Genomic DNA, 15,376 nt, shown 5'->3' with positions numbered 1-15,376 from the left:
GAGTAGGGGTGGGGAGTAGAAGGGGGAGTAGAAGATAGCACAGGTTTTCTACTCCCTCAGCTAAGCCCTAGCTCACTAGTTCAGGCTGTTTGTCTGGCGTTTCGGGTTCTTCTTCGGGTAGACCCAGGAGACGGCGATACACTTTGATGTAGTCTTGAGCAGATTTATCCCATCCAAAGTTTTCGGACATGCCCCGCTTTTGCAGCTCTCGCCAGTAGGTTTTGTAGCGGAAGCCTTCCCAAGCCCGCACCATGCAGGTGTAGAAGTCTAGAGGTTCGTAGCGATCGAACGTATATCCTGTTCCCGTGTTGTTGGCAGGGTCGTGGTGGAAGACGGTATCGACCAGCCCTCCTGTCTTGCGGACAATGGGCACCGAGCCGTAGCGCAAGGCCATCATCTGGCTAATGCCGCAGGGTTCAAACCGAGACGGCATCAGGAAGGCATCGGTTCCGGCATAGATGCGCCGTGCCAGGGTGTCGTTGTAAAGCAGGTAGGCCGCCATGCGACCGGGGAAGCGAGAAGCAATTTGCCACAGTTGCGATTCGTAGTAGCGATCGCCGGTTCCTAACACGATTAACTGAGCGTCGGTGTAGGCCATAAAGCGATCGACCACCTGGATGATTAAATCCAAGCCTTTTTGTTCGACCAATCGCGACACCATGCCCATCAGAAACGCACCAGAGTTAACCTCCAGCCCTAATTCTTCCTGAAGCGAAATTTTGTTGGTGCGGCGGCTGTCTAACGTCTCGACGGTGAAATTTTGGGGAAGGCTGCGATCGGTGGCTGGATCAAACAGTTCGCGATCGATGCCGTTGAGGATGCCAACCAGCTTACTGCTGATGAACGACAGCAACCCTTCCAGGGTTTCGCCATACGTAGCGGTTTGAATTTGCTGCGCGTAGGTAGGTGAAACCGTGGTGACAATGTCGGCAAACTGGACGGCAGCGGCCATCGTGTTGTGTCCCTGCATGTACCAGGGGCACCAGGTCATTTTTTCGAGCTGCGATCGCCAGGGGCCTTGATAAGCCAGATTATGAATGGTGAAGACCGTGCTGATATCGGGTGACTGATGCATCCAGACGGGAATCATGCCCGTATGCCAGTCGTGACAGTGCACAATCTGCGGCTTCCAGTAGTTCCAGCAAAACTCTGCCGCGCCATTGGAGAATAATGTGAACCGCCATGCTTCATCATCGCCATAGTACACCCGACGCGGCGTAAAAGCAGGATGACCGAAGAGATACAGGGGAACATCGCTTCCTGGCAAGACCGATTCGTAGACCTGGAAGGTCTGGAACATAGCCGCGCCCTGCCAAATCGGCTCTTTGGGAATCGTCATCTTATCCGGCAGGAAACCATAATACGGCATAAAGATTCGGACATCATGCCCCATTGCCCGCAGCACTTTAGGCAGCGCACCAACCACGTCTCCCATGCCTCCAACCTTGGCGACGGGAGCTGCTTCTGCTGCAACAAACAGAATTCGCATATTAATTCTTATGTCCCCTGCGATCGATATTGGACGTTTGGGTTCGTTACCAATTTACAACTTAGAGGTCAACCTTCTAATTAAAATATTCGGAGCTGGGGATTAAGGAATCAAGAACGAAAAAAATACGGGCAGGTGAGACGTTCGCTTACCTGCCCAACTGATTAAATTTGGCGTTGTTTGGTGTTGTGCCGCCAGGGCGGTTCGTCTGGCCGTTAGCTGCGCTGTTCTGCAAAGATCTGGTTCAAAATGTCTTGAGCACCTTGCTGCCGCATTTGCTGAGCCAGGTCAAGACCGATCGCGTCTGGATCGGTAGCAGAACCGGTAACGCTGCCTTTAACTACAGTTTGACCATCAACGCTAGCCACGATGCCTTTGAGGGTGAGTGAATCTCCCTCTAACACAGTGTTGACACCAATGGGCACCTGGCAACCACCTTCCAATTCGCGCAGAAAGGCTCGCTCGGCATAGCAACGCTTGGCAGTTGCTTCGTGTTCCAAGGCTTTGAGCAGGGACAGGATTTCGGTATCGCTGCCCAGGCATTCGATTCCTAAAGCGCCTTGCCCGACGGCATGGAGCGACACTTCTGGCTCTAGAATTTGGTGGATGCGATCGGCCATGTCTAACCGTCGCAACCCGGCAACCGCCAGCACGATCGCGTCATATTCTCCATCATCCAGCTTTTGCAAGCGGGTGTTGAGATTGCCCCGAATGTCTTTGAACGTCAGGTGAGGGTAGTGATGGCGCAATTGCGCTAACCGTCGCAACGACGATGTCCCAATGATGGCTCCTTCGGGAAGGGTTTCAATTTGCTGGCCTTGATGCTTGGAATGCAGCACCACCGCGTCGGCTGGGTCTTCCCGCTCGGTGACGCAGCCTAGAGTCAACCCATCTGGCAACCGAGTAGGCAAGTCTTTGAGGGAATGCACTGCAAAGTCAATGTCCCCATTGAGCATTCCCAACTCTAATTCTTTGGTGAATAGCCCCTTATCCCCAATCTTTGCCAGCGCCACATCTAAAACTTTGTCACCATGAGTACTCATGGTGTGAACTTCAAAGCGGCGATCGGGAAAGTGCTTTTGTAGCTGCTCTTGCACCCAATAGGTTTGAACTAGGGCAAGCTGGCTTTTCCGTGAACCGATACGAATTGTGCGAGGAGGACTAGCAACCATTTGTAAAGCGTTGTTTGGCGATACTGAGGAATGTTAAGTAGGCAACCATTTTGATTACTCCATCAGCTTATCGCAGTGCGTGACGCTCTAGAGTAAAGCGTTTCATTTCGTTCGATTGACTGCTGCAAAAAACGCGCCAAACCACGAATCTTCAAGACGAAGTTTCACAAATTAAACGATATGAATTAAATCGAATAATTCGTTGCTTAGAGATTGGTGAGAGGGGTGAAGAAAGTGTTTTGACTGTCAGTAAAGGCGATGAGGTCAACGGCGATCGCTCTATGCGTTTACTAATCTCATGCGTTCACTGATCTCTATGCATTCACTAACTCTGAGTGCAGGGTCAAAATTTCGACCCCATCTTCTGTTACGGCGATCGTGTGTTCAAACTGGGCAGAAAGTTTGCGATCTTTTGTAACAGCCGTCCACCCATCATCCAGAACCTCGACTTCCCAGGTTCCTTCGTTAATCATTGGCTCAATCGTAAAGACCATTCCAGCCCGGAACTTTTTGCCCCTGCCCTGGATACCGTAGTGGGGAATTTGAGGAGCGGTATGAAAGATGCGGCTAACGCCATGCCCCACAAAATCTCGCACAACCGAAAACCCCTGGCTTTCGGCATAGTCTTGAATAGCAGCACCAATATCACCGACTCGGCCACCCGGTTTAACCGCTGCAATGCCTCGCATGAGACATTCTTCTGTCACTTCTACAAGTTTCTTAGCGACGGGGGAGGGTTCACCTACAAAATAGGTACGGGATGTATCGCCATGATACCCGTCTACAACCGGGGTAACATCAATGTTGATGATGTCGCCGTCTTGCAGAATCTGCTTTGCGTTGGGGATGCCGTGACAAACAACTTCGTTAACGCTGGTGCAAATTGATTTTGGAAAACCGTGATAACCCAACGGCGCACTTTTAGCACCACGTTCCTGCGTCCAGCGCTCGGCAGCGTCGTTGAGTTCTAGTGTGCTAACGCCTGGTTTAACCATTGGCGCTAAGTAGTCCAATAATTCAGCGGCCAAACCGCCGGCCTGGCGCATCTTATCAATTTCACGCTTCGACAGCAAAACGACGGGTTCGTTATCCATAAACTTGTGGCTTGTTCATAATTTCTCCTTCTTTACTTTAACTGTCTCAACTTGCAACACGATTGTTTGCATCAACCTGTTTGAATGAGAAGTCGATAGACCGATGGAGCGCGATCGCTCACCTCCTCGAAACGATCGTGTTTCAGAGGGTTGAAAGCTTCGCTTTAACGGCAGTCAGGTGTCGCTGCGCCACCTGTAACTCAACAATTGGCTGATATGACCAGGAGTGCCGCCATACTAAAACTGCCATGCCATCGATTCGAGCAGGAGCAGCACAGTTGGGGTGAAGGGTATCCAGGCGATAGATGGGTTTGGTTGTGGCAATTTGAGGCAGGAGGGTAAGCCCTGGCGATTCGGGAAGAACGATCGCCCCCATCGTGTCACACCGTTTGACCCAAATCCGTAAACCATCGCGGCCTCGAATGATGGCTTCAACGGCTGCGGTGGGTGCGATCGCCACGCGAAAATTACCTTCACACAAACGTAATACGGAGCAGGGAGAGCCGTTGAGGGTGGTGTCTAGCGACTGGAACGGGGCAATTTTGCGAACGGCATCGCCAAACAGAGACTGAGCCAACTGCAAGCCATCAACCCCTGCCCAATCCCAGAGTTGGTGGTTGGTTTCTATACCTTCATCGACTGTTCCATTTGCAAGCATGTAAACCATCAACTCCTAACGCGGCTCTTGGTTGGATCGTAGGCCGATAGAGAGCCAACGATCGCCTTGACTCGTCGCTTCATACCGTCCATCAACCCAACTTCCAATTCAGTCCCGATCGCGGCATATTCGGGCACAATCTGAGCCAGGGCAATACTGCGGTTCAAAATAGGGGAAAAGGTGCCGCTGGTGACGGTACCCACTCGCCAGCGATCGCCCGTTGGAAACACACATTGACCGCATCCTGCCACATCGTTGCTTTCCAACATCAGGCCAACGGCCACTCTGGGTGGATGCTCTTTTATCTTTTCTAATGCGGCTTTGCCAACGAAATTTGCTTTGGTTTTCATTGCCACCGTCCAGCCAATTCCAGCCTGGTAGGGAGAAATGAGGTCATCAAATTCGTGCCCCCGGCTGAGTAACCCGGCTTCAATCCGGGCGCGATCGAGCGCCAACATGCCCATTGGTAACAGTCCAAACGGTTTCCCTGCGGACATCAACGCATCCCATAAAACGGCTGCATGATCCGGCTGGACAAACAGCTCATAGCCCAATTCACCTGTGTATCCGGTACGAGAAATCAGCGTAGGGATACCCGCAACGCTACCGGGAGCAAAGCGAAAATAGTCAAGTTCTGCAATGGTTTGAATGCCATACCCCCTGTCGAACTGAGCCAGCGGTTGCAGAATTTGGCGGGAGAGTGGCCCCTGGAGGGCGAGGTTGTGGAGGCGATCGCTGGATGAATGTACGATCGCCTTCAAACCATGCTGTGCTGCCACCTTGTGCAACCAGTCACCATTGGTATCGCAGTTGCCCACATAGCGATAGGTTGACTCTGTTAAACGAAATACAATGCCGTCGTCAATCATGCCGCCGTGGGGGTTCAGCAGGCAGCCATAGGCCGATTGACCCACCGTCAGTTTTTCAACATTGCGAGAGAAGGCCAGTTGCAATAGTTCCAGCGCCTCACTGCCGCAAATCTCAAACTTACGCAGCGCAGACAAATCCATCACTACAGCCCGTTCTCGCAGTGCCCAATATTCGGCGTGGTCGCCCTGGTTGGCAAAATTGTTGGGCACCCAAAAGCCGTTGTACTCGGTTAAGTTACCCGTCAGTTTGCGAATTGATGGGGTAAATCCACTTTCTTTGGTTAACTGAACGGGGGCATCTGCCGCCACTCGTCGCCCCATTGCTTTGGGAAAGCTCTCCGTCGCGGCATAAACCCGGATATGAATGGGAGTGAGCTGCCATCCGTTGGCGGGGTCGATGTCATCGGGACAGGCCGAACTGGCGCACAGCAAATCCTGGCAGGCTCGCAGCAAGACGTAATCTCCTGGACGCGACCAGGATTCATCTGCGGCGATCGCGCCCCCATCAGCAACCTGGGTATTAAAAAAGAAATTCACCGCAGGCCAACCGGAACGCGGCGCAATGCCATAGGGATGCAACACCAAATTGAAGTTTTGACTGCAACTGATATGGCCTGGGTAGCCTGCATCTTCGTAGTAGCGATCGGTACAGGCCAGCAGAAAACTATCATGGCGACCGCACGTATCTTGCACCACCTCGACCATCGGCTGCATCGTTTGCGAGAAGTATTTGCCGTGCAATCCAGCCTGGGGCATGGCAACGCCGTTCAGGGTGCGGGTAACGGTACCATCCAGTTCTTCACAGTGGTCTATCCCGGCAAAGGCCAAAAAGTCAGAACATTGCGAACCCGCTACATCAATGATTTGAATGTATTGTCCAGCTTTGACAGAGTAGGCGATCGCACCTGCTGGCTCCACGCGATATTCCGCAACGATCTGCCCCAACGGTTCAGGGATATCGGAGTAAGCAATGGGTTGAGCGATGGGTTCTAGTTCGATCGCCATGTGAAGCACCCCAATTCAAATCAACGACAGCAAAATTAAGACGGTTAGAAAAACTTAAGGTATCGGTTAATCTCCCAGTCAGAGACGTGATTGTGATAGTCCTGCCATTCTTGCTGCTTAAAGTCGATGTAAGTTTGATACATCAACGCCCCCATCACTTCTTCACTCAACGGATCGGCGGCAAAGGCTTCGATCGCCTCGCCCAGGGTTCGGGGCAAGGTTTGAATGCCCATTGCTTGAATCTCGTTGAGGGAATAGGTGTACATATTTTCGCGGTGTGGCGCTCCTGGATCAAGCCCTTCGCGAATGCCCTCCAGGCCAGCCGTCAAAATCATGGCGGCTCCCAGATAAAGGTTCGTAGAAATATCGGCGGCACGACACTCTACCCGCCCACCCGCCAGCGGAATGCGGATCATGTTGGTGCGGTTGTTGCTGCCATAGCAAATGTAAACGGGTGCCCAGGTAAAGCCAGACATGCTGCCCTGACGCACCAAACGCTTGTAACTGTTGACCGTGGGTGCAATTACCGCACAAATAGCAGGCGCATGTTTGAGAATTCCGGCAATAAACTGATAGCCAAGCTGAGAGAGTTTGCACCCGTTCGGATCATCAGCACTGACAAACAGATTTTCACCCGTATGGATATCTGCCAGCGACATATTGTAGTGGGCACCACTGCCCGTCTGGTTGCTGTAGGGCTTGGGCATGAAGCTGGCAAAGTAGCCCTGTTGCCGAGCCAGTTCTTTGACCATTAAACGAAAAAAAGTGAGGCGATCGGCCATTTTGAGCGCATCGCAATAGCCAAAATCCGTTTCAAACTGTCCCTGCGCGTCTTCATGATCAAAGGAATACACCCCCCAGCCTAGCTGGTTCATAGCACCAACGATGCTGTCTAGAATGGTGTAGTTATCCAACAGAGTAGGGACGGCATAGGCTGCTTTGGCGATGGTATCGCGATCGCTCACAGGCCGAAATCCACCCTCATTCGTTTCTTTGAAAATGAAGAACTCCGTTTCAATTCCCAGGTTGAACGTGAACCCCAGTTCAGCGGCTCGACGCAGCGATCGCTTCAAAATACCCCGACAGCAAGCCGCAAACGGCTGGTTCTCCAAATACAAATCGCTAGCAAACCAGGCAACTTCAGGCTTCCAGGGCAGAATCGTTGCGCTGGCCGGATCGGGCATCGCCGCCACTTCCTCATCGCTGATCTGTTGCGGTACCCCATCCAGTGCGGCTCCGGTAAACAGTTCAGAGCCTTGCAGCATCTGGTCAATGTGCGACAAAGGAACAACCTTGCCCTTGCACATGCCGTGGATGTCCACAAAACTGGCCAGAGCATACCGTACCCCTTTGCGCTTGAGGTCAGCCTTCAAATCCTGTAATTCAGCGATCGCCTCACCCATCATTTTTGTAGCCTCAACCGCTGTAAACGAACATACCAAACGAGCCGAGAGAACCGTTACAGATCCCTCGTATTCACTTGCAAACCTGGACAACCGATGAACTGCTGATCGATGAGCGTAACAGCAGCATCCGTTCTGTTGGCGATCGTTAAACCGAGGCAGTAACGGGCAGGGGAGCGGATTGCTCTTCTGCGATCGCCGCTTCTGCTAGCAGTTTGGCAGCGAGTTGCCGCTTTCCTTCGGCATCCAGCTTTTTGGTTTCGTTATACAGCACCCGTTCGTTGACGGTCTGGTTCCAGTAGTCCAACGACTCCATGCCCAGAAGCGCCAGCTTACCCACAAATTGCCGTAGCACTTCATTGGTTGGCCCCATCACCCAGCCCGCTTTACCGTCGCGCAGGTAGCGCTCGATTTCCATATCTTTTTTGTAGCCAGAACCACCACAGGCATGGAGCATCTTGTCGCAGACCTGAGCCACATTCTTGGCGGCAGCAAACTTAATTTGCCAGTACCAGGACAGATAAGCAGAGCGGGGTAGAGCGGTTAAATCATCGTGAATAGACCAATCGCAGTTGTTGGTCAGGTCATCCAGCAGCTTGCTCATAGAAAACGTGAAGGAGCGGCAAGTGTTGGTGTCGATGATAGCTTCCCCAAAGTAATCTTGAATCGTGGGATAGTCCGCTACTCGCATCCCCACGTCCACATGTTTTTTGCGAGTAACATGGCGCTTGGCGATGTCGATCGCCCCCATCGCAATGCCACTCCAACAGGCAGACGAACAAAGAAGGAAAAAGGGGTCAACGATCTCATCATTCGATGAAGTACCGTCACCCCTGGGACCCACCATACGGTTCACTGGCACGGTGACACCATCCACCAGCAGCGTGCCAGATTGATTTCCTCGCAACCCTAGCGCATCCCACTTATGCGGTTCAGCCTTGACTTCATCCGCGTAAATGAGGAAGCAAGATAAATCAGAATAGTTGCCGTCAAACTCGGGACTGGTGGTTTGCACGATATACCAGTCGGCAAAACCCGCCGAAGTTGTCCAGGATGCTTGCTTGCGAACCTTCCACCCGTCAGGCACCCGTTCTGCCCCCGACGAAATGGGATACCAGAAATGCGATCCGGTTTCTGGGTCAGAGTACGACAGGGTACCAATTAGCACATCTTTATCTAGCCGCTGGAGCAACTGCTGAAGTTCGGGGCTGTGGTGTGCCCGAAACAACGCTGCTGCAACGGCTCCTAAGTGCATGGTGTAGCACATCGCCGTACTGGGACAGCCGTACCGGGCGATCGTCTCCACGATCATGGCAGCACAGGTATGGTTTTCACCTAATCCACCCCACTCTTTGGGGACAAACAGCCCCAAAAGCCCCAGAGAAGCCAGCGCCTCAAAGTTCTTGCGAGGGTAAATCAGGTTTGCGTCGGAAGCGATCGCATTTGGCCTTAGCACCGTTGCACACTGATCGATCAGCTTGGCCTGCAATTCTTGCTGTGCGGGTGTCAGTATCCACTGCGGATCAAACTCGTAACCTAACCCCCAATACGGCTCAGAACCCCACGTTTTTGCTGCTGTCATAGTCAACTTGCCAAAGGAATCGTCTACAACGAGTGCCAATTAAACCTGACTTCAACCTGACTCAGTATCTAGCACTCAGCATCTAGATTAAGTCAGCAGAATACAAACCGATAGTGCTGTTATACATTGCAACACCTCACCACAGGAGTTGCAACTGCGTATACAACCGGATTAAGAGGCTGGGTTAAACGTGCTGATGTGACCTCGAACCGTCCGTTTTTGGCTTAGCGTAGGCGTTAAGCCCGCATTTCTGGAGAACTTTGAAACAAAAACGGCTCGCAAACCCGCCAAGGCTGAGGCATTTAAAGGGGGCGATCGCAGCAGATTTTTCGACGGTTCAATCAACCTCTAAAAAAGACATGACGGCAATCGACTCATTCATTTGATACAGCGCTATTGCTTGTTATGGCTTGACTGTAGAGGCTTTTGAGTCGTAATACAGTCAAGCTTGATACGGTTGTTATAACAACATGTCAAACCGGGCTGTCAGCACATAGAATGGTTGACGGCTTCAGGTGCTTGAAGTGAATCAGGTTGTCCCGCTTTCGCCAGTCCGCTCCATGTTTGTCTGAGCCACTTTAGGCTTTAGCCATTGGCATTTCACCTCCCACAACCGCCATGACGTTTCAGTCCATTCTTTACGGATTATTTCTGCTCAGCGTTTTAGGCATTTATTGGTGTGTTCAAGAGCGATCGCTCAAACTGTGGATCATGCTGGCTGCCAGCCTGGTGTTTTATAGTTCACTGCAAATTCAGTATGTGCCGCTGTTGCTGGTGATTTCTCTGGTCACCTACCAAATTGGGATGGCGCTCAACACACCAATGGATTGGCACATTGCGGATGACGACTGGGAGTTTGCTCAACAAGATTGGAACCGTCGCCGTCTGACACTGCTGTGGTTAGGCATTATTCTGAACGTGCTGCTGCTGTTGGGCTTTAAGTATGTACCGTTCCTGTTTTCGTCGGTAGGGGCGATCGTCAATTTGCCAGTAGCGCAGAACAGCGCCAACTGGATCGCCGCACGGTTACTGGCTCCGTTGGGCATCAGCTTTTTTAGCTTTGAGTGCATTGCCTATCTGGTTGATGTGTATCGCGGTGCGCCAGCAACTTACAGTTTTCTAAAATTTGCGGCCTACAAGCTCTACTTTCCTAAGCTCATTTCTGGCCCCATTACTCGATTTCATCCCTTTGCCGCTCAACTGCAAACGCTTCAGTTTCCCAAGTCGTCCCAAATCATTGAAGGGCTGTGGCTGATTGCATGCGGTGCCGTCAAAAAGCTGCTGCTGGCCGACCATTTGGGCCGGTTGGTTGATCTGAGTTTTTCAAACCTGGAGCGGGCGGGTAGCGGCGATTTGTGGCTAGCCACCTTTGCCTATGGCTTGCAGCTTTACTTAGACTTCAGCGGCTATGTAGATGTTGCCCGTGGCAGTGCCGCACTGATGGGAATTGAATTACCGCAAAACTTTTACTTTCCCTATTTCTGCACCAGCATTGCCGACTTTTGGCGACGCTGGCACATGACTCTGGGAGAGTGGCTTCGCAATTATCTCTACTTTCCCCTGGGAGGGTCACGTCGCGGCCTGATCCGCACCTGCCTCAACTTGATGCTGGTGATGGTAATTGCCGGAATTTGGCACGGTGCTGCCTGGGGGTTTATCGTATGGGGTGCCATTCACGGTACCGCACTGATGCTGCATCGCTTAGTGGATGCGTTGGGCGATCGCATCCCAACCCTTCAAACCTGGTGGAAGAGCGTTCCGGGAACCGTTTTGGCATGGCTGGTCACTCAGTGGATGGTGTTTACCTCCTGGATTTTCTTCCGCCTGCCTGACCTGCGCGACTCTGGGTTAGTGGTGCAACGGCTGTGGGGGCATCCGGCAGATGTGCAGTTTGGGCAAAAAATCTATGTAGAAACGCTGCAATTGGGTCGTCCCCAAATTACGGCTTTGCTGCTGGCGCTGGCGGCAGCAATGGGCATAATTTACGCCTTCAACCGAGGGCTAAAACTTCAGCTCAACTGGACGGTCAAAATCTTGCTGGTGCCCATTTGCCTGTTTGTGGCGTGGCTATTAGCGCCGAATGAAAGTTCACCCTATATCTATTTTGATTTCTAAGGGCAGGCAGGCAAGGATGGGAAATGGGGTTCCTTCTGCGCTCTGCTAACCAATCGCGTTATCGTAGCTACATGGGCGATCGGCAATTACAGACAGATTCAAATCCTCGACAACTGGCGTTCACCGCATTGCGCTCGGTGCAGCGTGGCGCATTTGCCGATGTGGCGATCGATCGATTGCTTCAAGATACTTCCTTAAATGAACTCGATCGGCGGCTAACTACTGAACTGGTGTATGGCTGTGTTCGCCGACAGCGCACGTTAGACGCTTTGATTGACCAGCTTGCCACCCGCAAGGCGCACCAGCAACCGCCAGATTTACGAGCCGTGTTGCAGGTCGGGTTGTATCAGGTGCGTTATTTGAGTCAAATTCCGGTATCGGCTGCGGTGAACACCACAGTAGACCTGGCAAAACGCAACGGACTGTCTGGCTTAAGCGGGTTTGTTAATGGACTAATGCGACAATACGTGCGTCTGTCGGAGGCGCAACCCGAACCGCTACAGTTGCCCGATAACCCGGTGGAGCGTCTGGGACTGCTGCATAGCTTCCCCGATTGGATTGTGCAAGTGTGGCTTGACCAGTTTGGCTGGGAAGCAACAGAAGCCCTATGCCAATGGATGAATCGATCGCCTCATATCGATTTACGCATCAACCCGATCGCCGCATCGATGGAGCAAGTCGAAGCAGCCATGCAATCGGCTGGTATTGCCGTTAGCCGTATTCCACCTCTGCCCTATGCGTTGCGGTTGCCCCCCAGTGCGGGAGCGATTCAAAAGCTGCCAGGGTTTGATCAAGGCTGGTGGACGGTACAGGATTGTAGCGCTCAACTGGTGAGCCACTTAGTCAACCCGCAGCCCGGAGAAATAGTGATTGACGCATGTGCAGCACCGGGCGGGAAGACGACCCATCTGGCGGAGTTGATGCAGGATCGAGGCACAGTCTGGGGATGCGATCGCAGCTCGTCTCGTTTAAAAAAGCTTCAACAAAACGCTAACCGTCTGCAACTGCAATCGATCAAATCCTGCGCTGAAGATAGTCTGTCAATTACTCGGTTTACAGAGGTGGCCGATCGCGTCCTCCTGGACGCGCCCTGTTCAGGGCTAGGCACATTGCATCGTCATGCGGATGCCCGCTGGCGGCAAACTCCAGATTCCGTAAAAGAGCTGGCGCAGCTTCAACACGCCTTGCTGAATCAAACAGCAACATGGGTTAAGCCGGGTGGAACACTGGTCTATGCGACCTGTACCCTGCATCCAGCCGAAAACGAGTCTGTTATCAAGGCGTTTCTGGCCGAGCAGCCGCACTGGTCACTTTATCCACCGTCGTCTGATTCTGTGGTAGCCACCTTTTTTACCCCAGATGGATGGGGTAAGGTGTTGCCGCACCAGCAAAATATGGATGGTTTTTTTATGGTTCGTCTACAGCGATCGCTGTAAAGCGTTACACACCAGGATTATCTTTATCAACTTTAGGAACGATGTCAGGACGCTCTTTGCCTTCCCAACCAGGAGGACGCTTTGAGTTGTACCAGGCGATCGAACCGATACTGACAGCAGCAATAAAGCCAACTATATAAACCAATGTGAATGAAACTGGAAAGCTGGATTCAGCTCCAGAAGCGACACCCAAAAATAGAGCCATTAGTAGCCACTCCTTAACTTCAAAACGGTAAGTCCGAACTATCCGAACTATAGGTCTAACCTGAGTAAGTTACATCTTCCTTTCTTAGTAGGCATAGACACATCGTTCCCTGGACAGATTAATTTCTGCTCAGAGGTTATGAAGACTCTTGCCCATTCAGGCTAAATAGGAGGAGCAGGTAATGGAGCAGGCTCAGACGCAGGCTGCACCGGAACCACCACAGGAGCCGGGGCTGGTGGCGGTGGCGGTGGCGGTGGTTCTTCAAAAACGGGTTCTGGGGCTGGAGGGGCAACCGGAGCCGCCGCCGGAACTGCCACGGGTTCTGGGTCACGCGCCACCGGAGCCGATTCAACGGGAGCCGATTCTCGACGCTGGCGACTGTTTGACCTGGATTCGCCCCCAGACTCTTCATCGCTGGACACGGCTGGAGCGGGTTCCTCCTCTGCTCTACGGGCACGTCGCTGCCGTGGTTCTGGCTCGGTATATTCTCGTGATTCTGAATTACCAGACGAACGGCTGGCCGAAATCCGCCGGGGTTTAACAGGCTCAGCTTCGATCGACCCTTCACGACCGCTCAGTTGTGGTAAGGAGGGAAAGCTTTGTGGCTCAAATGCATCAACCACATCAATCATGAAGTTGCGCCACACTCTAGCGGCTGTGCTGCTGGCTCCCCAGGTGCCGCTGCTGTCGTCATTCCCCAGCCAAACCCCGGTCACTAGTTGTGGCACATAACCGATAAACCACAAATCGCGCCGATTCTCTGAGGTGCCCGTTTTACCAGCTACGGCGCGATCGGGCAGGCCAGCCTGGGCACCAGTTCCCCCGTCCACCACACCGCGCAGCATCCAGGTCATAATTGCGGCACTATCCTCATCGATCGCCCGTTCAGGGGCAACCTCGCGTTCATAAATGACATCACCATAACGATTGGTAATGCTGCGAATACCCTGCGGTTCAGCGTGCATTCCTTTAGCAGCCAGCGTTCCGTAGGCACTGGTCAATTCCAGCAGGTTCACTTCCGAGGAGCCTAGCGCCAGCGAGTAGGCTGGAATTAGCTCAGACTGGATGCCCATCCGTTCTGCCATCTTGATCACCGGGTCGAAGCCAACGTCAATCAGCGCTTTAACGGCGACGATATTAATCGACGAGGTCAGCGCATCCCGTAACGTTACGGAACCCCGGTAGTTTCTGCCGTAGTTTTGTGGCTCATAGCCATCGACGACCAACTTGGCATCGACATAATCTCTATAGGGCGAAAATCCAGCCGCGATCGCCGTGGAATAAACAATGGTCTTAAAGGTCGATCCGGGCTGGCGCTGAGCCTGAACAGCTCGGTTGAACTGACTTTCACCAAAATCGCTGCCTCCCACCAGTGCTTTAATTTCACCATTACGGGGGTCAAGGCACACCAGGGCAGCCTGTTCAAACCGCTGACCAGGGCCATAGCGCCGAATCGCGTTGTTTATAGTATCCTGCGCCTGGTTTTGCCACACCAGGTTTAAGGTCGTGTAAACGGTCAAACCGCCCGCTTCCAGCTCTTCCTGAGAGATGAGCTTGGGCAACTCTTGCTCGATGTACGAGGTGAAGAAGGGAACCCGGCTGTTAATGTTTCTGGGAAGCTTTGGCTGAAGGTTGACCTCAGAGGCGATCGCCTCCTCCATCTCGCCCACGGAAATATATCCAGCCCGTTCCATTCGCCGCAGTACCGTATTGCGCCGTTGAATCGCACTATCCAGGTTAACTAACGGCGAATAGCTGCTGGGCGCTGGTGCTAATCCTGCAATCATGGCAGATTCGGCCAGAGTGAGCTGGCTCACCGATTTACCAAAGTAAATCCAGGCGGCATCCGCCACCCCATACGCCCCCGAACCGAGGTACACCAGATTCAAGTAACGGCCTAAAATTTCATCTTTGTCGAGGTCACGCTCAATTTTTTGAGCCAGTAAGGCTTCTTTAATCTTGCGTTGCAGGTTTTGATCCTGGTCGAGGAACACAATCCGCGCCAGTTGTTGAGTAATGGTGCTGGCACCTTCAACGACCTCTCCGGCTGTGATGTTGGCTAAAAGGGCACGGGCGATCGCCGGATAGTCGATACCATCGTGGTCATAAAAGTTTTGATCTTCAGATGAAATGAAGGCTTGCTTCACCGTATCTGGAATTTGGTCAGGCTCCAGGCTGTCACGGGTTGCTGGCCCCATCTGTTGCAGAATGCTGCCATCGCTAGAGCGGATGGTGAGGGTACCGCTGCGGGCAAAGGTAGACACTTCCTCTGCGGCGGGCAAATCGCTTTCGATCGTCCGCAGTGCTTCAAAGGAGGAAACAGCAACGCCACCCGCCCCGGCACCTGT

At 52.6% G+C, this 15,376-nt stretch carries 11 protein-coding genes; 2 read left to right on the top strand and 9 right to left on the bottom strand.

Going from position 1 to position 15,376, the window contains the following annotated elements; genetic code table 11:
- Positions 1 to 67 precede the first annotated feature (67 nt).
- The 7 genes from glgA to IQ268_RS30515 form a co-directional block, all read right to left on the bottom strand.
- A complete protein-coding gene (gene glgA, locus IQ268_RS30545) occupies positions 68 to 1,489 on the bottom strand; it encodes a glycogen synthase GlgA (protein WP_193887007.1) in 1,422 nt (473 codons plus the stop codon).
- A 215-nt stretch (positions 1,490 to 1,704) separates the two neighbouring features.
- Positions 1,705 to 2,661, bottom strand: coding sequence for a hydroxymethylbilane synthase (gene hemC, locus IQ268_RS30540; RefSeq protein ID WP_193887006.1), 957 nt, complete (start codon positions 2,659 to 2,661; stop codon positions 1,705 to 1,707).
- Between the two features lie 314 nt (positions 2,662 to 2,975).
- Positions 2,976 to 3,755, bottom strand: a complete 780-nt coding sequence (map, locus tag IQ268_RS30535) for a type I methionyl aminopeptidase (RefSeq protein ID WP_193887004.1) — start codon at positions 3,753 to 3,755, stop codon at positions 2,976 to 2,978.
- A gap of 142 nt (positions 3,756 to 3,897) precedes the next feature.
- Complete coding sequence (locus IQ268_RS30530) at positions 3,898 to 4,413, bottom strand: hypothetical protein (RefSeq protein ID WP_228035874.1); 516 nt, start codon at positions 4,411 to 4,413, stop codon at positions 3,898 to 3,900.
- 8 nt (positions 4,414 to 4,421) lie between these two features.
- Positions 4,422 to 6,287: a DUF1989 domain-containing protein gene (locus tag IQ268_RS30525; RefSeq protein ID WP_193887001.1), complete on the bottom strand. Its 1,866-nt coding sequence runs from the start codon at positions 6,285 to 6,287 to the stop codon at positions 4,422 to 4,424.
- 44 nt (positions 6,288 to 6,331) lie between these two features.
- Entirely contained in the window at positions 6,332 to 7,693 is a 1,362-nt protein-coding gene (gene glnT / locus IQ268_RS30520; RefSeq protein WP_370584729.1) for a type III glutamate--ammonia ligase, read from the bottom strand.
- Between the two features lie 145 nt (positions 7,694 to 7,838).
- Complete coding sequence (locus IQ268_RS30515) at positions 7,839 to 9,272, bottom strand: acyl-CoA dehydrogenase family protein (protein ID WP_193886999.1); 1,434 nt, start codon at positions 9,270 to 9,272, stop codon at positions 7,839 to 7,841.
- Between the two features lie 618 nt (positions 9,273 to 9,890).
- Between IQ268_RS30515 and IQ268_RS30510 the strand changes: the two genes are divergently transcribed.
- Positions 9,891 to 11,387 (top strand): MBOAT family protein, encoded by a 1,497-nt coding sequence (locus IQ268_RS30510; RefSeq protein WP_193886997.1) that lies wholly within the window; start codon positions 9,891 to 9,893, stop codon positions 11,385 to 11,387.
- Between the two features lie 71 nt (positions 11,388 to 11,458).
- Positions 11,459 to 12,823 carry a 16S rRNA (cytosine(967)-C(5))-methyltransferase gene (locus tag IQ268_RS30505; RefSeq protein WP_193887008.1) on the top strand — a complete coding sequence of 455 codons (1,365 nt, stop codon included), beginning with the start codon at positions 11,459 to 11,461 and terminating at the stop codon, positions 12,821 to 12,823.
- A gap of 4 nt (positions 12,824 to 12,827) precedes the next feature.
- On the opposite strand, the gene psb35 is transcribed toward IQ268_RS30505, so the two are convergent.
- Together psb35 and IQ268_RS30495 are read right to left on the bottom strand one after the other, a co-directional pair.
- Positions 12,828 to 13,028, bottom strand: a complete 201-nt coding sequence (gene psb35 / locus IQ268_RS30500) for a photosystem II assembly protein Psb35 (RefSeq protein WP_193886995.1) — start codon at positions 13,026 to 13,028, stop codon at positions 12,828 to 12,830.
- Between the two features lie 161 nt (positions 13,029 to 13,189).
- Positions 13,190 to 15,376 (bottom strand): transglycosylase domain-containing protein (locus tag IQ268_RS30495; protein WP_193886993.1); only part of this gene is annotated, 2,187 nt, incomplete at its 5' end.

Origin of the sequence: Oculatella sp. LEGE 06141 (assembly GCF_015207605.1) — a bacterium.
In the GTDB taxonomy this organism is placed as follows: domain Bacteria; phylum Cyanobacteriota; class Cyanobacteriia; order Elainellales; family Elainellaceae; genus Oculatella.
The sequence above is the reverse complement of the archived record's forward strand: the minus strand, read 5'-3'. Positions and strand labels throughout refer to the sequence as shown.